The 19,887-nt window shown below is 67.0% G+C and carries 19 protein-coding genes and 1 tRNA gene; 10 read left to right on the top strand and 10 right to left on the bottom strand.

Annotated elements, in window-relative coordinates; translation table 11 throughout:
* Positions 1-86: 86 nt before the first annotated feature.
* Together secE and ACFRAH_RS14270 are read right to left on the bottom strand one after the other, a co-directional pair.
* Positions 87-371: a preprotein translocase subunit SecE gene (gene secE / locus ACFRAH_RS14275; RefSeq protein ID WP_377991555.1), complete on the bottom strand. Its 285-nt coding sequence runs from the start codon at positions 369-371 to the stop codon at positions 87-89.
* Between the two features lie 81 nt (positions 372-452).
* Positions 453-525, bottom strand: a tRNA-Trp gene (locus ACFRAH_RS14270).
* Between the two features lie 273 nt (positions 526-798).
* Between ACFRAH_RS14270 and ACFRAH_RS14265 the strand changes: the two genes are divergently transcribed.
* Positions 799-2,016 carry a pyridoxal phosphate-dependent aminotransferase gene (locus ACFRAH_RS14265; RefSeq protein WP_377991554.1) on the top strand — a complete coding sequence of 406 codons (1,218 nt, stop codon included), beginning with the start codon at positions 799-801 and terminating at the stop codon, positions 2,014-2,016.
* Between the two features lie 223 nt (positions 2,017-2,239).
* On the opposite strand, the gene ACFRAH_RS14260 is transcribed toward ACFRAH_RS14265, so the two are convergent.
* A complete protein-coding gene (locus ACFRAH_RS14260) occupies positions 2,240-2,917 on the bottom strand; it encodes a LuxR C-terminal-related transcriptional regulator (protein ID WP_377991553.1) in 678 nt (225 codons plus the stop codon).
* The gene (locus ACFRAH_RS14255) at positions 2,914-4,332 is read right to left on the bottom strand and encodes a PspC domain-containing protein (RefSeq protein ID WP_377991552.1); all 1,419 of its coding nucleotides are present in this window, start codon (positions 4,330-4,332) and stop codon (positions 2,914-2,916) included. Before ACFRAH_RS14255 ends, ACFRAH_RS14260 begins: the two co-directional genes overlap by 4 nt.
* 125 nt (positions 4,333-4,457) lie before the next feature.
* Here ACFRAH_RS14255 and ACFRAH_RS14250 point away from each other — a divergent pair, with 125 nt between their 5' ends.
* From ACFRAH_RS14250 to ACFRAH_RS14230, 5 genes are all read left to right on the top strand, one after another.
* The gene (locus tag ACFRAH_RS14250) at positions 4,458-6,116 is read left to right on the top strand and encodes a PspC domain-containing protein (RefSeq protein ID WP_377991551.1); all 1,659 of its coding nucleotides are present in this window, start codon (positions 4,458-4,460) and stop codon (positions 6,114-6,116) included.
* 1 nt (position 6,117) lies between these two features.
* The gene (locus ACFRAH_RS14245; protein ID WP_377991550.1) at positions 6,118-6,417 is read left to right on the top strand and encodes a hypothetical protein; all 300 of its coding nucleotides are present in this window, start codon (positions 6,118-6,120) and stop codon (positions 6,415-6,417) included.
* A gap of 3 nt (positions 6,418-6,420) precedes the next feature.
* Positions 6,421-6,675, top strand: coding sequence for a PspC domain-containing protein (locus ACFRAH_RS14240; RefSeq protein WP_377991549.1), 255 nt, complete (start codon positions 6,421-6,423; stop codon positions 6,673-6,675).
* 226 nt (positions 6,676-6,901) lie between these two features.
* Positions 6,902-7,927, top strand: a complete 1,026-nt coding sequence (locus ACFRAH_RS14235; RefSeq protein ID WP_377991548.1) for an ATP-dependent 6-phosphofructokinase — start codon at positions 6,902-6,904, stop codon at positions 7,925-7,927.
* A 138-nt stretch (positions 7,928-8,065) separates the two neighbouring features.
* A complete protein-coding gene (locus ACFRAH_RS14230) occupies positions 8,066-8,782 on the top strand; it encodes a GNAT family N-acetyltransferase (protein ID WP_377991547.1) in 717 nt (238 codons plus the stop codon).
* Between the two features lie 27 nt (positions 8,783-8,809).
* Here ACFRAH_RS14230 and ACFRAH_RS14225 read toward each other — a convergent pair whose 3' ends face one another.
* The 6 genes from ACFRAH_RS14225 to ACFRAH_RS14200 form a co-directional block, all read right to left on the bottom strand.
* On the bottom strand, positions 8,810-10,327 hold the full coding sequence (locus ACFRAH_RS14225) for a DHA2 family efflux MFS transporter permease subunit (RefSeq protein ID WP_377991546.1): 1,518 nt from the start codon (positions 10,325-10,327) through the stop codon (positions 8,810-8,812).
* A 4-nt stretch (positions 10,328-10,331) separates the two neighbouring features.
* A complete protein-coding gene (locus tag ACFRAH_RS14220) occupies positions 10,332-10,763 on the bottom strand; it encodes an ankyrin repeat domain-containing protein (RefSeq protein ID WP_377991545.1) in 432 nt (143 codons plus the stop codon).
* Entirely contained in the window at positions 10,760-11,845 is a 1,086-nt protein-coding gene (locus ACFRAH_RS14215) for a YgfZ/GcvT domain-containing protein (protein WP_377991544.1), read from the bottom strand. Before ACFRAH_RS14215 ends, ACFRAH_RS14220 begins: the two co-directional genes overlap by 4 nt.
* Before the next feature lie 41 nt (positions 11,846-11,886).
* Entirely contained in the window at positions 11,887-12,609 is a 723-nt protein-coding gene (locus ACFRAH_RS14210; protein WP_377991543.1) for a flavodoxin family protein, read from the bottom strand.
* 121 nt (positions 12,610-12,730) lie between these two features.
* The gene (locus ACFRAH_RS14205) at positions 12,731-13,375 is read right to left on the bottom strand and encodes an FABP family protein (RefSeq protein ID WP_377991542.1); all 645 of its coding nucleotides are present in this window, start codon (positions 13,373-13,375) and stop codon (positions 12,731-12,733) included.
* A gap of 165 nt (positions 13,376-13,540) precedes the next feature.
* Positions 13,541-14,332: a permease gene (locus tag ACFRAH_RS14200; RefSeq protein ID WP_377991541.1), complete on the bottom strand. Its 792-nt coding sequence runs from the start codon at positions 14,330-14,332 to the stop codon at positions 13,541-13,543.
* A gap of 220 nt (positions 14,333-14,552) precedes the next feature.
* On the opposite strand from ACFRAH_RS14200, the gene ACFRAH_RS14195 reads away from it, so the two are divergent.
* The 4 genes from ACFRAH_RS14195 (at position 14,553) to ACFRAH_RS14180 (ending at position 19,812) form a co-directional block, all read left to right on the top strand.
* Positions 14,553-15,251, top strand: a complete 699-nt coding sequence (locus ACFRAH_RS14195) for a winged-helix domain-containing protein (RefSeq protein ID WP_377991539.1) — start codon at positions 14,553-14,555, stop codon at positions 15,249-15,251.
* Positions 15,252-15,503: 252 nt separating this feature from the next.
* Entirely contained in the window at positions 15,504-16,475 is a 972-nt protein-coding gene (mshD, locus tag ACFRAH_RS14190) for a mycothiol synthase (protein ID WP_377991538.1), read from the top strand.
* 104 nt (positions 16,476-16,579) lie between these two features.
* Positions 16,580-18,829, top strand: a complete 2,250-nt coding sequence (locus tag ACFRAH_RS14185; protein WP_377991536.1) for an RNA degradosome polyphosphate kinase — start codon at positions 16,580-16,582, stop codon at positions 18,827-18,829.
* An 11-nt stretch (positions 18,830-18,840) separates the two neighbouring features.
* On the top strand, positions 18,841-19,812 hold the full coding sequence (locus ACFRAH_RS14180) for an NUDIX domain-containing protein (protein ID WP_377991533.1): 972 nt from the start codon (positions 18,841-18,843) through the stop codon (positions 19,810-19,812).
* Positions 19,813-19,887 lie beyond the last annotated feature (75 nt).

Raw genomic sequence — 19,887 nt, 5'->3', positions numbered from 1 at the left:
GCCTATTTAAATGGCTCAATTCCGCACACCCCGCAGCTCCTTGCCGATTCCGGCCGGGAGTCCACGCGGTCTGCGGACCGATCGCCTTAGCGGTCCGTGGCGCCTGTACCGCTGAAGACCCAGCTCACCGCGGTGCCGAACGCCAGGTCCAGCAGAGTGACGACCACCATCATGATGACTACGAATACGAGCACCACGAGCGTGTAGTTGATCAGTTCCTTGCGGGTGGGGGCGACGACCTTCTTCAGTTCGCCAATGACCTGGCGGATGAAGAGTGCGATGCGAGCGAAGAAACCGGCCTCGGCGGCCTTCTTTGCAGGGCGGCCCTTGGAGCTGCTTGCAGCTGTTTCGGTCACCTGTTCCTCACTCATCCTCGCAAGTCGGATTACCCGGCTCTGAACTGAACCTTTGTTTGCTGCGCTTGCTCCGGCTTTTCGCCGGAACAGCCTGCGCAGGGCAGACAGGACTCGAACCTGCAACCTGCGGTTTTGGAGACCGCTGCGCTACCAATTGCGCCACTACCCTATGGATCAAAAACCGATTCAGGCCGCGCTTTCCCCAAGGTCATCTGGGGCGCAGGTCATCATCTGTGTTTTCAACACCGGAGAACCAGTCTACGCAACAACTGCGCTTACGTCGAACCGGACTCATACCGGACCGTTTTCAGCGTCCGGATCCGCACTGCACCGCAGTCACAAATCCGTGTTCCACCTCGAACGATCCGGTGAACAGCATAGAGTAGATTCCGTCGAATTCCACCATTCAGCTCTCCAGCTGCAAGCGAAGAACGGACCTGCCATGTCTGCCGCCCGCGTTTCCCAACGCATTTCCGCCATTGCCGAATCCGCCACCCTGGCTGTTGATGCCAAGGCCAAGGCGCTGAAGGCGGCCGGCCGGCCGGTGATTGGCTTCGGCGCAGGCGAGCCCGACTTCCCCACCCCGGACTACATCGTGCAGGCCGCCATCGACGCCGCCAGCCAGCCGAAGTACCACCGCTACTCCCCCGCCGGCGGCCTGCCCGAACTGAAGAAGGCCATTGCCGAGAAGACGTTCCGCGACTCCGGCTACAAGGCCGACCCCTCGCAGGTGCTGGTCACCAACGGCGGCAAGCAGGCCGTCTACAACACCTTCGCCACCCTCGTGGATCCGGGCGACGAAGTGATCGTGCCCACGCCGTTCTGGACCACCTACCCGGAGGCCATCCGCCTCGCCGGCGGTGTCCCGGTGGAGGTCTTCGCGGGCCCGGAGCAGGACTACCTCGTGACCGTGGAGCAGCTTGAAGCAGCCGTCACGGGCCGCACGAAGATCCTGCTGTTCGTCTCGCCGTCGAACCCCACCGGTTCTGTCTACTCCCCCGAGCAGGTTGCCGAAATCGGCAGGTGGGCCGCGGCCAAGGGCCTGTGGGTGGTCACGGACGAGATCTACGAGCACCTCACGTACGACGGCGTTCCCTTCACCTCCATCGCCACCGCCGCCCCGGAACTGGGCGACAAGGTTGTGATCCTCAACGGTGTAGCCAAGACTTACGCGATGACCGGCTGGCGCGTGGGCTGGATGATCGGCCCGGCCGACGTCATCAAGGCCGCCACCAACCTGCAGTCGCACGCCACCTCGAATGTGTCCAACATCCCGCAGATTGCCGCCCTGGCCGCCGTCTCCGGTCCGCTCACCGCGGTGGACGAGATGAAGGTCGCCTTTGACCGCCGCCGGAAGGCCATCGTGGACGGGCTCAACGCGATTGAAGGCGTTGAATGCCCGACGCCGAAGGGTGCCTTTTACGTGTACGCGGACGTCCGCGCGCTGCTGGGTAAGGAATTCCCGACGGCGAACGGTCCGGTCCGGCCCGAAACTTCCGCCGCGCTGGCCGCGCTGATCCTGGATGAAGTGGAGGTCGCTGTGGTTCCCGGTGAGGCCTTTGGTCCGTCCGGCTACCTGCGCCTCTCCTACGCCCTGGGCGACGAGGACCTCGCCACCGGCGTCGGCCGCCTGCAGGACTTCCTCGGCAAGGCCCAGTAACCAGGCACGGGGCAGTAACCCAAACGCTCCATCAGTTCCTGCAGGAAAATCACAGATCCTCTCTCAGTTCCTGCAGGAAATCTTCAAACGCTCCCGCACCAAATTTTTTGGTGCGGGAGCGTTTGCGTTTCGGCGGCAGGAAATGAGGACGCGTTGGGAAAAGGGCGGCAGGATCTGCAGCAGCGTTTGGGGAAAAGCGGCAGGATGTGAGAGGGCGTTTGGCCTAGAGGAGACGGCGTTCGGCGGCCCACTTGGTCAGTTCGTGGCGGCTCGAAAGCTGCAGCTTCCGGAGCACGGCCGAGACATGGGTTTCGACGGTCTTGATCGAGATGAAGAGCTCCTTGGCCACCTCCTTGTAGCTGTAGCCGCGGGCGATCAGCCGCATTACCTCGAGTTCCCGGGCCGAGAGCTTGTCCAGTTCGTCGTCGGCGATGTCCGCCGGTGCGGTGCCGAAGGCGTCCAGGACAAAGCCTGCCAGGCGCGGGGAAAACACCGCGTCCCCGCCGGCAACCCTGAACACGGCGTCGGTGATCTCCGCCCCGGAGATGGTCTTGGTGACATACCCGCGGGCCCCGGCGCGGATGACCGCCACCACGTCTTCGGCGGCATCGGACACGCTCAGGGCGAGGAACCGCGTATTTGCCAGGAGCGCAGCGGAACCGGTGATCACTTCCCGCCCTCCCCCGCCGCGGCCTCCCGGCAGGTGAACGTCCAGCAGGACGACGTCGGGCCGTGCTGCGGCGATGACGTCGATGGCCTGTTCCACGGTGCCGGCCTCCCCGACCACCACCACGCTCGGGTCCAGGTCAGCCTTGAGGCCGGACCGGAAAATCGCATGGTCATCCACGATCACCACCCGTACGGTTCTGCCTGCCGAACCTGCTCCTGCCGGTGTACTCATGACTTCCCTTCCCCGTTCCCCGCGACGTCAGCAGGCAGCCTGAGCCGCACCTCCGTGCCCTCGGGTCCGCTGCTGATTGTGGCGTTTCCGCCGTGCCGTTTCATCCGGCCAATAATCGATTCGCGCACGCCCAGCCTGTCGTGCGGGACACTGTGCAGCTCGAAACCCGGGCCGCGGTCCTTGACGAAAACCTCCGCGCCGCCGTCGGACACCTCCAGGTAGACAGAGACGGGACCGCCGCCGTGGCGGGCAGCGTTCAGCATGGCCTCGCGGCTGGCCTGGACCAGCGCCTCGTGGCGTTCGCTCATCTCGGTGTCGCCTACGTTCACGACGTCGACCGCGTGGCCGAGGCCGTCTTCAACCTCCGCGGCCGCGGCTTTGATCCTGTCCGAGAGCTGGCCTGCATCGCGCGCGGGGTCCCTGAAGAGCCAGCCCCGCAGCTCGCGCTCCTGCGCCCTGGCCAGGCGGACGACGTCGTGCTCGTTCCCGGCCCGGCGCTGGATCAGGGCAAGCGTCTGGAGTACGGAGTCGTGGAGGTGGGCGGCGATCTCGGCCCGCTCGGTCTCGCGTACCCGGCCTGCCCGCTCGGTTTCCAGGTCGCGCCAGAATTTCAGGCCCCAGGGCAGCAGCACCAGCGCCACGCCGCCCAGCACTGCCACGGATGCGAGCAGGGCGAGCCACGTCTGCTGCCAGGAACCCGAGCCAGACACCATCACCAGCACCCCGGCCACCACGAGCGCGAGACCGGCAGCAAGGCGCGCCCATCCGCCGGCCTGGTCCGCTTTGGTTTTGTCCACCAGCCCGGCCCGGCGGGTTTCATCCAGCTGCATCCAGGCGATCGCCGCGCCACCGAGTATCGCTGCTGCCGGGATGAGTGTTCCAAGCGGCACCTCCACGCCCAGCAGCCTGGCGATCAGGATGGCGGCGACGAGCAGGAGCCCGGCGCCCAAGAGGATCTCCTTGCCGTAACGCATGCTCCGGATCCGGAACCATGTGCCGGCAACGGCGGGCGTTGCCGTGGGCTGGGAGGCGGCGCCGGCGTCGTACTCCCCCGCTGACAGCGGAACTGATGCAGGCAGCGGAACTGATACCGACGGCGGGAGGGAGGCCGGGGAAGGAACGACGGCGGGTGCCGGGCCGGGCTGTAAGCCCACGGGCGCCTGGCTCACCGCGGGGGCAATGGGCGACGCCGGGCGGCGGGCGTTGCGCTTGGCATTCTCGTCCGCGGTGGGAACCATGATCCACAGCCACGCGTAGAACGCGAGCCCCGCGCCGCCGGCGAAGGCGGCCACCACCATACCGATCCGGACCATCCGCACCGGCCAGCCGAGATGGACCGCCAGGCCGGAGCAGACACCGGCGATCACGCGGTCGCTGCTGCGGACCAGTGGAGGGCGGACAGGGGCTGTGGTCATGCATCAATCCAAGCACGTTTCAGGCTTTCCGCGGCCCGATGTGAGGGTGAACCCGGGGTAAGTCAGGGACGGCTCAGGGTCTTCCCCAATAGAGGACTGACCAGCGCAAACGGCAGTATCGAGGCATGAACTCGCAGAACCCCAACCCCAATGAAGGCCCCCAGCCAGCGAGCCCGTCCGAAGGCAACGCCGGCCAGGAACCGGAGCGTCCGGCGCAGCCGGAGAATCCAGAGACCGAAAACCCCACTGAGCCGGAAAACCAGGCAGCAGCCGCGGAAGATTCCACGCCCCAAAGTTCCGGGGAACAGGAAAACCCTACAGAACCGCTGTTCCCGCCGCCCTCCGGAACCCACGCCGGGCCCGCGAACGGCGCCCCCGCCTACGGCGCTCCCCCGTACGCTGCTTCCGGTCACGGCGGGACCGCCCAGCCCCTGAACTTCTTTGACTGGATCCGCAGCCACGGCATCCACCGGGGCCGGGACCGCTGGATCGGCGGCGTCTCAAGCGGCGTCGCGGAACGGATGGGCATCGATCCGCTGATCGTGCGCGGCATCTTCATCGTGCTGACGCTGTTCGCAGGCATCGGCGTCCTCCTGTACGGCCTCGGCTGGGCCCTGCTGCCTGAGCCCGACGGCCGGATCCACACCCAGGAGGCAGTCGCCGGCCGCTGGACCACCGGCATGACCGGCGCCCTCATCACCTCGATCGTCGGCCTCACCGGCTTGGGCGGCGGCTTCTGGGGATGGGGCCACGACGGCTTCGGCTTCTTCTGGGCGCTGTTCTGGATCGGCGGGGTGATCTACCTCATTTACTTCCTGACCCAGCGCAACAAGAACCGTGGCGGCACACCGATGGACAGCGCCACCATGGGACGGGCGGCCTACGGCCACGCATCCCCCGGCGGCCCGACGGCGGCAGCAGCCGGGTCCTCCGCCGCACCTTTCCCCGCGTCCTCCTTTGCTGCCGGCAGCCCCACGCCAACCCAGCCCTACACGGTACCGCCGACGCCGGACGCCATCCCGTCCTACGGCGCCAGTGAACCGTACGGTTCCAAAGGACGGTACGGCTCCGCAGCCCCCACGGCCCCGTATGGCGGCGGTCTCCCTCCGCGCCGGCCCGCCCCCGTTCCGGCCCCGGTTCCGACGTCCAAGTTGAGGCCGGGCGGCCCCGGTGCACCGGCCGTAGCCATCACCGCCGGACTGGCGCTGCTGACCGGCGGCGCACTGAAGGCGCTCGACGCCGGCAACCTGATTGATCTGGGCGAGTCGGCCAACGCTGTGGTCTGGGCAGCCGGCGCGGCAGTGCTTGGCCTGGGCATCCTGCTGGCCGGCCTGCGCGGCAGGCGCTCGGGTGTCCTCGGGTTCTTCGCCGTGGTGGCGCTCATCGTCGGCGGCATCTTCAGCGCGGTACCCAACGGCGACCGGTTCCGCTTCCAGAACGCGGACTGGAACCCCGTCAGCATCGAACAGGCCCGGCAGGGCTTCCAGATCACCGGAGGCCGCGGAACCGTTGACCTGACCGGCCTGAACCTGAACCCGCCCCTGGGCACCGACGTCGTGATCCCGCTCGACGCCACCGCCAGCAACGTGACAGTCATCATTCCGCGCACCGTGCCGGTGGATGTCCGGGCCGACATGACCCTGGGCAACCTGAACGAGGGCACGGACAGCCGCGGCGGCATCACCTCCCGGCAGAGCAGCTACAACTCGGACAGGCCAGGAGCCCGGCTGATCCTGCAGATCGACGGCACCGTGAGCAACGTCACCATCCAGGAAGGAAACTGACATGAGCAGTTTTGATCAGTCACCGGAACGAAACCCTGCACCCAAAAGCCCCGCACCCAAACCGTCCACCGAAGGCAAGGAGGGACCCGCCGAAGCGCCGGCCCGGGTAGGCACCATCGTGTGGGGCCTGGTAGTCCTCGCCCTGGCCGTCCTGATCGTCATCTCCCAACTGGGGATCGTGGTCCTGAACGGGACGTATGTGCTGATCGGCCTGATGATCGGCGCCGGGGCCGCGCTGGTGATCGGCGGACTCCTCTCGGCACGAAAACGTGACAACAGCACAACAAACGGGAAGTCTTGAACCATGGAAAAGTTTTTCAGCATTGTCAGGGGCTTTGGCCTGAAGCGCGGACCGCAGCGCTGGCTGGGCGGCGTGTGCGGCGGAATCGCCGAGAAGCTGAACGTGGACGTGGCATTCGTCCGGATCGGTTTCCTCATCTTCTGCCTGCTTCCGGGCCCGGCCATCGTGCTCTACCTCGCGGCGTGGCTGATCCTGCCGGACCAGAACAACTCGATCCCCCTCGAATCCTTCCTCGGAAAGCGCGGCATCGGCCGGTAGCAACCGTCCTCGGCGGCCAACCGCCGGCGGCCATTGAAAGGGTGCCCCCGTTCCCGCCGGAACGGGGGCATTCTGCTGTCCCGGCTGCTGCCCGGCCCGGTGTCCGGAGTTGCCCCAGGGCTGTAACCGTTTGTGTCCTACCCCACATTCCCCACTAGAATCTCTAATTGAGCTCAGCGTGGCGCTCTGCCCGTAAACCCTTCGAACCAGGATTTGAGCCAAGAAAATGAAAATCGGAATCCTCACCAGCGGCGGCGACTGCCCCGGACTGAACGCCGTTATCCGCGGCGCTGTCCTCAAAGGCATTGCCATCCACGGCCACGAATTCGTGGGGTTCCTCGACGGTTGGCGCGGAGTGGTTGAGGGTGACATCATCCCCATCCCGCGTACGCTGGTCCGCGGTATTGCCAAGCAGGGCGGCACCATCCTGGGCACCTCACGCACCAACCCGTTCGAGAACGGCGGCGGCCCGGACGTCATCAAGGCCCACATGGACCGGCTCGGCATCGACGCGATCATCGCCATCGGCGGCGAAGGAACGCTCGCGGCCGCCAAGCGCCTCACCGACGCCGGCCTGAAGATCGTCGGCGTTCCCAAGACCGTTGACAACGACCTCGACGCCACCGACTACACCTTCGGCTTCGACACCGCCGTGCAGATCGCCACCGAAGCCATCGACCGGCTGCGCACCACCGGCGAGTCCCACCACCGCTGCATGATCGCCGAAGTGATGGGCCGGCACGTCGGCTGGATCGCGCTGCACGCCGGCATGGCTGCAGGCGCCCACGCCATCCTCATCCCGGAGCAGAAGGTCAGCATCGAGCAGATCACCAAATGGGTGACCGAGGCCCATGACCGTGGCCGCGCACCGCTGGTGGTGGTAGCCGAAGGCTTCGTCCCGGAGCACATGGAGACCCCGCACTCCGAGCGCGGCCTCGACACCTTCGGCCGGCCCCGCCTCGGCGGCATCGCCGACCAGCTGGCCCCGGAAATTGAGGCCCGCACCGGCATCGAAACCCGCGCCACTATCCTGGGCCACATCCAGCGCGGCGGCGTCCCGTCCGCCTTCGACCGCGTTCTGGCCACCCGCCTCGGCATGGCCGCCATCGACTCCGTGGTGGAGGGCCGCTGGGGCACCATGGTGTCGTTGAACGGCACCGACATTGACCACGTTGCCTTCGAAGCCGCCCTGGGCAAGCTGAAGACCGTCCCGCAGCACCGCTACGACGAGGCCGCGGTCCTCTTCGGCTAACCCCGCTCCCGCCTCCGCAAAGCGCGAGCGTACAGTTGTGGCCCCATTTCCGCCCGGATTTGGGGCCACAACTGTACGTTCGCGCTGAACGGGTATGGAGCGCGGCTCGCGGACGGCCGGGATCGGTAGGCTGGGATCATGAGTCTTGACCCCGGATCCGCCGCCATCATCCAGCTCGCCTGGGCGCGCCGCCTGGGGCTCGACGACGGCGCTTTCGCCCGCGCGCTGGAAACCGGCGAACGGATCACCAGGGTTGAGGACGCCGCGCACTCGGTGGAGTTCGTGCGCCTGTTCGGCAGCTCCGCCCTGGTGGGTCCGCAGTGGGCTCTGGACGCCGCGGCCGGCATTTCCGATGAGGAGATGGCCCAGCACGTTACGCTGCTGACCATCACCCGCCGGCACGGCGGACACGGGCAGGGCTCCGCCGCGCTGTTCTTCGCGGACGACCTGCCGCTGCTGCAGCCGGCGGAGGAACTGACGGTGTCACACGGCAACCCGGAGGCCATCGAGCTTGAGGGGCTGTGCCCACCCGACGACGTGAACGAGGTTGGCCTGTCCGACCTCGAAAACCGCTACACCATCATTCACGACGACGAGGGCCAGCGGGTGCCGGTGGCCTGCGGCGCCTACTCCGAGTGGGAGGGCATCCTGGCCCACATGGGCGTTCTTGTCGCCCCGGAGTGGCGGCGCCGCGGGCTGGGATCGCTCGCGGCCTCAGTGGCGGCCCACGAGGCACTGGCTTCGGGGCTGACGCTGCAGTGGCGCACCGATGTCAGCAACAAGGGCTCCCTGGCCACGGCCCGCAGCCTGGGCTTTTCCACCGGCGGCATCCACACCAGCGTGCTGCTCGGCTAGGCGCCGAGCAGCACAGAGCCGGACGCGTCAGCGCGTCGTCGCCTCCGCGTCCTGGCCGGCAGCAGGCTGCTGGCCGCCCCACCCCTGGACCGGCTTGGGCTTGGCGAAGAACACCGCCACCGCGGCGCCGAGCACAATCACCGCCGCAGGCAGCAGGATCGACTGGCCCATCGCCGTCGAAAAGCCGTCATGGAGGGCCGGGGGCAACTGGCCGCCGAAGCCGCCTGCCTCGCCGGCGCCGCCGGGCGTTCCGGAGGGCGCCGCCGGAAGCTCCGCGGCGAGCCGGGCCTGCATGAGGACGGCGATGGCGGCGCTGCCGAGGACGGCGCCGATCTGCCGGGTGGTGTTGTAGACGCCCGCGCCGGCTCCCGCCTGCCGCATCGGCAGGTTGCGGGTGGCGGTGGAGCTCAGCGGCGCCCAGATGCCGGCGTTCGCGAAACCGAGCACTGCGCTGGGCAGCAGGAAAAGCCACACCGGGGTGTCCGGGTGCATGAGCGCGGAATTCCAGAACAGCGCCACCGCCATGAGCAGCAGGCCGGTGGACGTGATGTATTTCGGATTCACCCGGTCGATGATCTTGCCCACCAGGGGTGCCAGCCCGCCGGAGATCAGTGCCATCGGCGCCATCATCAGCGCAGACTGCGTCGGGGTCATGTCGCGCACGATCTGGTAATAGAAAATGAGCGGCAGGCCAAAGGCGGTGACGGTGAATCCCACGGTGGTGATCCCGACGTTCGCCAGCGAGAAGTTGCGGTCCCTGAAGAGATCCAGCGGCAGCAGAGGCTCGCCCTTGTTGGCCGCCTGCCAGCCGACAAAAAGCGCCAGCACCACGACGCCGCTGATGATCAGGCCCCACACGGTGACCGGCCCGGTGATGGTTCCCCAGTTGTACGTCTCGCCTTCCTGGATGCCAAACACCAGAAGGAAAAGCCCGACGGCGCTGAGCACCACGCCAGGGATGTCGAACCTGTGCGGGTGGGTGGTCAGGGACGGAACGAAGCGCCAGGCAAGGATGAAGCCCACGATCCCGACAGGTACGTTGATGAAGAAGATCCATTCCCAGCCCAGGCCGTCCACGAGCACGCCGCCCAGGATGGGTCCCACGAGCGTGGCCACTCCGGCTGTGGCGCCCCACAGTCCCATGGCGGCGCCGCGCCCGTCCGGCGGGAAGATCCGGGTGATCACGGCCATGGTCTGCGGCGCCATCAGTGCTGCCCCGAGCCCCTGCAGGACGCGGGCGGCGATGAGCATTCCCACAGTGCCGGAGAGTCCGCAGCCCAGGGATGCCAGGGTAAACACCACCAGGCCGGAGAGGTACAGCCGCTTCGGGCCGAACCTGTCGCCCAGCCTGCCGGTGATCAGCAGCGGCACCGCGTAGGCCAGCAGATAGGCGCTGGTGACCCAGATGACGGCGTTGATGTCCGTGTCCAGCCCCTCCATGATCCGCGGGTTGGCCACCGAAACGATCGTCGTGTCGATCAGGATCATGAAGAACCCGATGACGAGGGACCAAAGTGCGGGCCAGGGCCTGCTGACGTTCTCCAAAGGCTTAGCCCAGCATTTCCAGGATGTCGTCCCGGGCGAACATCCGGGCAGCGTCACGCGCGGAGGGCGAACCGGCGTCGGGATCTGCTCCCGCGTCAACCAGCGCCCGGACGACGTCCGGGTAGCCCTTGAACACTGCGCCGGCCAGCGGGGTCTGGCCACGGTCGTTGGCTGCGTTGGCGTCGCCGCCGTGGTGCAGGATGAGCTGCACGGTTTCGGCGTGGCCGTGGTACGCGGCGAGCATCACCAGCGAGTCGCCGGCGTGGTTGGTCAGCGTGGCCGGGGCACCGGCGTTGAGGTAGCTGCGCAGCATTTCGGTGTCGCCCTTGCGGGCGGCGTCCAGGAGGGTACGCGCCAACTCGAGGGTCTCCTCGTCGGGCTGCTGCGAAGCGGGCTGCTCTGAAGCGCCGGCTGCGGGCGCGGTGGAGTCTGTCATCTGTGGGTCCCCCTCAGGAATCCTGTCTGCCTTCCGACGACCTGGCCGGCGTCGGGCGCCACGATCACTTCCTGCGCGGCTGTGTACGGTTCGTCACCGTCCATAACCGTCAGTATTTCATCCGGCGCGACCGAACGCTTGATGACTGCCAGCGCGATGGGCCCCATCTCGTAGTGCTGGGCCACGGACGTCACGGTGCCCACCTTGCGCTCCCCCACCCGGACTTCGCTGCCGGCGGCCGGCATGGTGTGCTGCGAACCGTCGAGCTGCAGGAACACGAGCCGCCGCGGCGGGTGCCCCAGGTTGTGCACCCGGGCGATGGTTTCCTGGCCCTTGTAGCAGCCCTTGGCCAGGTGCACGGCGGTGCGGAGCAGGTCCAGTTCATGCGGAATGGTCTTGTCGTCCGTTTCGGCGCCGAGCCGCGGCCGCCAGGCGGCAACCCGCAGGGCCTCGGCGGAGAGGACGCCGGCGAGTTTGCGGTCCCCCACCGTCTGCTCGAGCTCCGCGGCCGGCACCAGGTACTCGAACCACGGCCGCTCTGCGCCGGGGTGGGTGTCCTCCGGGACCACGGCATAGGAGTAGCCGCCGGCGCCGACGTGCGGCCAGGGGTCCTGCCACACCAGCAGGCCGGACCATTCGGGCACTGCCTTGGTGGACCCTACCACTGCCCAGTCGCCCGAGACATCCGTGACCTCAACCCGGAGCATGAACTTCATCCGGGTCAGCCACTCGGCCAGCGGACCGGCTTCGGCGGCCTCGACGATCAGCCAGGTGGTCCCGCCGTCGTCCACTACGCGCGCATCAAACTCGATGCGGCCCTGGATACTCAGGAGCAGCAGCTCGCTGGACTCACCGGGCTGGAGGTTGGTGACCTGCTGGGAGGACAGCGTGTTGAGCCAGCTCAGGCGGTCCGGTCCGGAGACCGTCACCACGCCGCGGTGGGAAAGATCGACGACGGCGGTTCCGGCCGCCAGCGCGCGCTGCTCCCGCAGGGGCTCGCCGTAGTGGGATGCGACGCCGGCGTCGGCGCCGCCCGCTTCAACGGCGCCGGGGCGCGACAACAGAGGGCTCTTGGTAGTCATATGAAAGGGAACGTCCTTGGCTGGGAGGGTATTCCGGCCACCTAGCGGTATTCCGGGTTTTCGAAACCGAACTTGGTTCCGGCCTTCCATTCTTCCGGAAGGTTGCCGTAGGCGGGAATCCCGCCCGCGTCCTTGAGCGTCCGGGCCAGGTGCAGGAGGTTCCACGTCATGAAGGTGGTGTTCCGGTTCGTAAAGTCGCTCTCCGGACCGCCCGAGCCCTCATCCAGGTAACTGGGTCCCGGCCCGACGGGACCGATCCAGCCCGCGTCGGCCTGCGGCGGGATGCTGAACCCGATGTGCTGCAGGCTGTAGAGGACGTTCATGGAACAGTGCTTGATGCCGTCCTCGTTGCCGGTGATCAGGCAGCCGCCCACTTTGGGATAGAAAGCCCACTGGCCCTTCTCGTTGAGCTGACCCGAATGGGCGTACAACCGCTCGATGAGCTTCTTGGTCTGCGAGGAGTTGTCCCCGAGCCAGATGGGTCCGGCCACCACCACGATGTCAGCCTCTTTGACGGCCGGGTAAAGCTCGGGCCATTCATCGGTGGCCCAGCCATGCTCGCGCATGTCCGGGTACACGCCGCTGGCGATGTCGTGGTCGACGGTCCGGATGACGCGTGTGGCCACCCCCTGCTTCTCCATGATCAGCCGGCTCACCGTGATCAGGCCCTCGGTGTTGCTCTTCTCCGGCGACCGCTTGAGCGTGCCGTTGAAGTACACGGCTTTGAGGTCGCTGTAGTCAGCCGGGGGCTGGGATTCATCCATCGGACGCTCCATCGGGTTGCTGTGGACTCAGGCCGGAAGACCTGAGGCCAAGGTAGCCGAAGGGAGCGCCCGCGAACAGGGTTTTGAACAGCGGGGATGGGGAACAGCAGGGCGGCTGCGCCTAGGAGACCTTTTTAAGGTACGCCGAGGCGTGGGCCTCGAGGCCGTTGCTTGCTGCGGAGCCCGGTTCGGCAGCCTTGCCGGTTGCCGACGGACTGCCGGTGGCAACGTCCCAGCGCCAGAGCAGGTTGCCCTCGACGAGCCCGAAGATCCGGGTGGCTGCGCTGTAGTCCTTGGAGTGGCTGCCCCGCATCACCATGTCGGTGCTGAGCTGGATCTGCGGGCCCTTGATCTGCCCGTAGTACAGCTCCGAAATGCCGCCGGGATGGCTGATCGACACCGAGATGTCGAAGCCGCCGTCCTTGTTACGGAGCGCCTCGACCTCATCAGCGCTTTTCAGCACGGGCACGATGTCCCCGGGAACCAGTCCGGGGCCACTGTCGGCCTCCAGCTGTTTCCGTTCCAGGGCCCAAAATCCGGTCTCAACAGTGAGTGGCCGGAGCTTGGTGCCGTCCTCGTCGGTCAGCCAGCTTTCCGCACGGTACTGCAGGTACGGCAGGCCGTTGTGCGTGAAGGACACATGCTGCAGGAAGTGCTCTGAACTTTCATCACCTGCCCCGAGCCTGCCGCGACCCTCCCACTCGCCGATGAGCCAGGAGAGGGGAACCAGTTCAGGGGTCAGGTCTGTAGGAATTTCAATAGGCACAGCCGCTACCTCTCGAAACCGCTAAGCAGGGGTTCTACTTCTGTCCCTTGAACAGCCGGTAGACAACAAAACCGGCAAACCAAGCCATGGAGAGGCTGGCAACACCGAGCAGGACAAGGAAGAAGATTTCAAATGCAAGTACGGACATGATGCCATCCTAACCCGTCAGGAGATGAGTAGTTTGTCTATGAAGTAGGCCAGCGAACCGACCGCCGCAATAGGCGCCAGGCCCATGCCCAGGGCAGCGGGAAAGTTCAGCGGAGCACCCCTGAGCGTCACCAGCCGGCGGAAGCTGACCAGCACCGCCCCAACCACCACGCCGAAGACAGCGGCGGGCAAAACGGCGATGTCGGAGAAGACCAGGCCGGCGAGCGGCCCCGCCAGCCCGGCGAGGGTGATGCCAAGGGGCGCAATGATCCGGTCCGGCCAGCGGATAAGGCCGGCGAGCAGTGCGACGGCGGCGCTGATGCCGGCCACCAGCACCATCTCCTTGACGCCGTTGAACCTGGCGCCGGCGATCCACCCCGAGCCAAGGCAGGAAAGGAGGACGCCCACGCAGCAGCCGAGCGTGGATTCGAGCCGCTGCGCCTGGCCCGTGCCGCGGACCACCTGGACGAGGAACACGGCCGTGACGCCCAGGGCGATGAATCCGGGCGTCCAGTTGAGGTAGCCGGGGGCGGCGGCGAAGGAGGCAGCCACGGCCGAGCCGGCCCCGGTGAGTCCGATCACCGCGGCGAGGGTTTTCTTGGCCGGGATTCCCAGGTAATGCGGCCAGCCGATGCCGATGCCCAGGGCAAAAAGCACGGCCACCGCAAGGAGAACGTCCGGGGTCCGGAAGACGCTGGCCACCAGCGTCGCAAGGCCCGCCAGGCCGACGACTCCAATGCTCCATGACTGGAGCGTCCTGCCGGCAGCGGCCGGAGCGCTCACCCCGGGGGCAGGCCGTGGCGTACTCATCTCGGACTCTGCACTCAAATCGCTGCGACCTCATCCTGGCTGTGCCGTTGACGGGCAGGGCTCGGCCCCCTGACGGTTTCAATCCTGCCCTATGTGACCGCCATATGTCGTAAACAAGGCGCGCGGGTGCGGCCTGTCAGTGCCCCTCCGGGAGCCGTTGGGTATACTCAAACATCAGCTCAGTCGCCCGACGATGCGCGGACAGCCCCTTGGAGGAATAATGTCGCACATCCTGTTACTGACCAACAGCACCGGGTCATCGGTGGACATTCTGCCTGCCCTGGAGCTCCTGAACCACCGGGTGCACATCCTCCCGGCCGAACCCACGGCGTTGCTCGAGACAGACCCCTGCGACATCGTCCTCCTGGACGCGCGCAAAGACCTCGTGGGCGCCCGCTCCCTCACCCAGCTCCTGAAGGCCACCGGCCTCAGCGCGCCCCTGGTGCTGATCCTTACCGAGGGCGGCATGGCGGCGGTTTCCTCGGCCTGGTCCGTCGATGACATCGTGCTCGACTCGGCCGGCCCCGCCGAAGTGGAGGCACGGATCCGGCTTTCGGTTGCACGGGCTGTACCGGAGCAGGAGGAGGCTCCCTCCGAAATCCGGGCGGCCGGCGTCGTTATTGACGAGGCGAGCTACACGGCGCGCGTCAACGGCGCGGCACTGAACCTGACCTTCAAGGAATTCGAACTCCTGAAGTACCTCGCGCAGCACCCCGGCCGGGTTTTCACCCGGCAGCAGCTCCTCACCGAGGTCTGGGGCTACGACTACTATGGCGGCACCCGGACCGTGGACGTCCACGTCCGAAGGCTGCGCGCCAAGCTGGGCGCCGACCACGAGAACCTCATCAGCACCGTGCGCAACGTGGGCTACCGGCTCACCCTCATGCGCCAGCAGGAGGACGAACTCACCGAGGCATAGGCCTCCAAACCGGCCAGAACAACACAGGCCAGAAACGGCCCGGAAATGCAGAACGGCCCGGCTCACCAGAGCCGGGCCGTTCTGCATTTGAACTGAAAAGTGGAGGACATACGGGTCGAACGTATCGAGGCCACCCCAGTGGTGGATCCCCCTCACAACCGCCATGAATGCCGGCTGAGGTAACGACTATACGGGCCGCCACGGCCTGTTCCAAATCGGGTGCGCCCGGCCGGGTCCGTATAGCCTTGCACCATGAGTCCTGCGCACCCGGAGAAATGGCCAGTCCTTGTCATCAAGGGCGGAGTGGATGAAGACCTGCTGCGGGATGTCCGCGCCCTGCTGGCCGCCGCCGAGGAATCGGACGGCAATCCCCCCGTCTCGGAACAGACCCTCGTGACCATGCGCGCTGCGGACACGGGCCCGCACACGCTGCTGACCCTTGCCCTGTACGCCCCCGACGAGCAGTCGGACCCCGCCACGGCACAGGATCTGGCCGGATTCGCGGTGGTGGTCGAGGAACCGGACGGGACAGGCGTGGCGGAAATCGCCGTGCATCCCAGCTACCGGAACCAGGGCGTCGCGGACCGGCTGGTTGGCACGCTCAAGTCCTCCCGCGGCCTGGACGGGCTCAAGGCATGGTCGCACGGCAACCACGAGGCCGCCGCGGACCTCGCCGCCCGGTACGGCTACGGTCCGGTCCGGGAGCTGTGGAAGATGCGGCTCATGACCGCCGCCGCTGACCTGCCCGACGTCGGCCTTCCGGACGGAGTCTCGATCCGCGCCTTCGTCCCGGGCAAGGATGAAGACGCCTGGCTCGCAGCCAACCGCGCGGCTTTCGCGCACCACCCGGAGCAGGGCTCGCTGACCAGGGCCGACCTCCAGGCCCGGATGGACGAATCATGGTTCGACCCGGCCGGGTTCCTGCTGGCCGAGGACAGGGACGGGCAGCTCCTGGGCTACCACTGGACCAAAGTGCATCCGCGGCACGGAACCCACCCGGCCATCGGCGAGGTGTACGTCGTGGGTGTCACCCCCGCCGCCCAGGGCATGGGCCTGGGCAAGGCGCTGACCGTGGCCGGCATCCGCCACCTCCAGCAGCAGGGCCTGCACGCCGTGATGCTCTACACCGATGCCGACAACACTCCGGCCGTCTCCCTGTACCGGCGGCTGGGCTTCACACGCTGGGACATGGACGTCATGTACGGCCCGCTGGAGGGGCGCTGATCGCACCCTCCGGCTTGTTGCCGCCGGCCGTGAAATCTTCGGGTCCCGGGCCGGTGAATGCTTGTAAGGTTGAAACTAAACCCGCCAGTACTCAAGGAGAGCGCATGCAACCGGAATCCGCCGGAACAGCAACCACCGAAATCAAGGCGGCCCCCGTGCGCGCCCGGTTCGGCTCCTCCGAAGTGCCGGCGGCCCGCGCCACGCAGGACCGGATCGACATCCCTGAGTTTGCGGCCATCCTGGAACCCGAGGGTGAGATCAGCCCGGACCGGTTCCTGGACCGCGAACTGAGCTGGCTCGCGTTCAACGCCCGGGTCCTCGAGCTCGCTGAAGACCCCGACCTATACCTGCTGGAACGCGTCAACTTCCTCTCGATCTTCGCCTCCAACCTCGACGAATTCTTCATGGTCCGTGTGGCCGGCCTGAAGCGCCGCATCGCCACCGGACTGGCCGTCCCCTCCCCCGCCGGACTGAGCCCCGTCCAGGTACTGGAGCAGATCGGCGAGGCGGCCCACCGCCTGCAGCAGCGGCACGCCCAGGTCTACGCCGACCAGATCCGGCCGGCCCTCGCCTATGAGCACATCCACCTCATGCACTGGGACGAGCTCGACGACGAAGCCCGGCACCGGCTCAGCGCCATGTTCGCGGAGAAGGTCTTCCCCATCCTCACCCCGCTGGCCGTGGACCCAGCACACCCCTTCCCGTACATCTCCGGCCTTTCCCTGAACCTGGCCGTGGTGGTCCGGAACCCGGTCAGCGACAAGGAACTCTTCGCCCGCGTCAAGGTGCCGGACCAGCTGCCCCGCCTGATCTCCATCGACGGCCCCCGGGCTGGCTCCGTGCCCGGCCGGGTGGCACGGTTCATCGCCCTCGAGGAAGTCATCGCCGTCCACCTGGACCAGCTCTTTGCCGGCATGGAGGTCCTGGAGCACCACACCTTCCGCGTGACCCGCAACGAGGACGTCGAGGTGGAAGAGGACGACGCCGAGAACCTCCTGCAGGCGCTCGAGAAGGAACTGCTGCGCCGCCGGTTCGGTCCGCCCGTCCGGCTGGAGGTCACCAACGACATCAACCCGAACATCCGCGCGCTGCTCATCCGCGAGCTCGGCGTGGAGGAGTCGGAGGTCTACTCCGTTCCGGCGCCGCTGGACCTGCGCGGTTTGTCCGTGATCGGCAACATTGACCGCGCCGACCTGCACTACCCCAAGCACGTGCCCCACACCTCGCGGTACCTGAACGAATCCGAGACGTCCAAGGCCGCAAACGTCTTCGCCGCCATGCGCCGCCGGGACATCCTGCTGCACCACCCCTACGATTCCTTCTCCACCTCCGTCCAGGCATTCCTGGAACAGGCGGCGGCCGACCCCAAGGTGCAGGCCATCAAGCAGACCCTGTACCGCACCTCGGGTGACTCCCCCATCGTCGACGCCCTCATTGACGCCGCCGAGGCGGGCAAGCAGGTACTGGCCCTCGTGGAGATCAAGGCCCGCTTTGACGAGCAGGCCAACATCTCCTGGGCCCGCAAGCTGGAGCAGGCCGGCGTCCACGTGGTCTACGGCATCGTGGGCCTGAAGACCCACTGCAAGCTCTCCCTCGTGGTCCGCCAGGAGGTGGACGGGCTGCGCCGGTACTGCCACATCGGTACGGGCAACTACCACCCACGGACTGCACGGTACTACGAGGACCTCGGCCTCCTGACCGCCAACGACCAGGTGGGCGAGGACCTGTCCAAGCTGTTCAACCAGCTGTCCGGGTACGCCCCCAAGTCAACCTTCAAGCGGCTCCTGGTGGCACCCCGGTCCGTGCGCTCCGGCCTGATCGACAGGATCGAGGGTGAGATCCGGAACGCCCGCGCGGGCATCCCCGCGCGTGTGCAGATCAAGGTCAACTCCATGGTGGATGAGTCCATCATCGATTCCCTGTACCGCGCTTCGCAGGCCGGCGTGAAGGTGGATGTGATCGTCCGCGGCATCTGCTCGCTGCGCCCCGGCATCCCCGGACTGAGCGAGAACATCACCGTCCGTTCCATCCTGGGCCGCTTCCTTGAGCACTCGCGGGTTTTCGCCTTCGGCAACGGCGGCGACCCCGTGGTGTACATCGGCTCGGCGGACATGATGCACCGCAACCTGGACCGCCGCGTGGAGGCGCTGGTACAGCTGTCCGGCGGCGAAGACACTGCCTACGTCCTGGACCTGATGCGGCGGTACATGGACCCCGAGACGTCCAGCTGGCACCTGGACAGTGACGGCGAATGGACCCGGCACCACATCGGCGACGACGGCAGCAAGCTTGACGATGTCCAGTCCTGGCTCCTGGCATCACGCTCCCGTCAGCGCGCCGTCGCACGGCGGTAGGAACCCGGCCTTTGAAGAGCAGCGACTCACCTATAGCGGATCAGACCGACCACCCGGGCGAGCCGGTCGCCGTCACGGCCGCCGGCGCCCTGCCGTGGCGCGTTAAGAAGGACCAGCTGGAGGTCCTCCTGATCCACCGTCCGCGGTACGACGATTGGTCCTGGCCAAAGGGCAAGCTTGACCCCGGCGAAACGGTGCCCGAGTGCGCCGTCCGCGAGGTGGAAGAGGAGATCGGCCTTGTGGCGCCACTGGGCATCCCGCTTCCGCCCATCCACTACCACGTCAACGCCGGGCTGAAGGTTGTGCATTACTGGGCCGTTGAGGTCACGGGCAACTCCCTGCGCCCCGACGGCAAGGAAGTGGACAGTGTCATGTGGTGCTCGCCGGAACGCGCCGCCTCGCTGCTGTCCAACCCGACGGACCGGGTGCCGCTGGAATACCTCGCGGCCGCGCATGCCCGCAAGGAACTGCAGACCTGGCCGCTGGTCATCGTCCGCCATGCCAAGGCCAAGCCGCGCTCCTCGTGGACCAAGGCCGAAGGCGAACGCCCCCTGGCCGCCACCGGCATCCGCCAGGCGCAGGCCGTGCACCGGCTGCTGAAATCGTGGCAGCCGCTGCGGGTTGTCAGCAGCCCGTGGCTGCGCTGTGTGGCCACCATCGCCCCTTATGCCAAGTCCTCGGACGCCAAGGTCAAACTGGTCGACGCGCTCACCGAGCACCGGCACGCCCGCAACCCCAAGAAGACCGCGGCCGCCGTCGATGCGTTGTTCGACAAGCAGCGCGCTGTGGTGCTGTGCACCCACCGGCCGGCCCTTCCTACCGTGCTGGGCCAGCTTGCCGGCTACATGACCCCGCGGCTCAAGGGCCTGCTTCCGGTCGCTGACCCGTACCTCGCGCCGGGCGAAATGATCATCTGCCACGTGGCTCACGGCAGCAAGAGCAGGATCGTGTCCGTGGAGCAGTTCAAACCCTTCGACGACTAGGTCCCCCATCCCAATATTGACCACGCCATCTTTGTATCAAATACTTGGTACAAAGATGGCGTTCGGGACTACGCG

The sequence above is a fragment of the Arthrobacter sp. NPDC056727 genome (assembly GCF_042790555.1).
In the GTDB taxonomy this organism is placed as follows: domain Bacteria; phylum Actinomycetota; class Actinomycetes; order Actinomycetales; family Micrococcaceae; genus Arthrobacter.
Note: the sequence above shows the minus strand (reverse complement) of the source record. Positions and strands in the feature narration are given on the sequence as shown.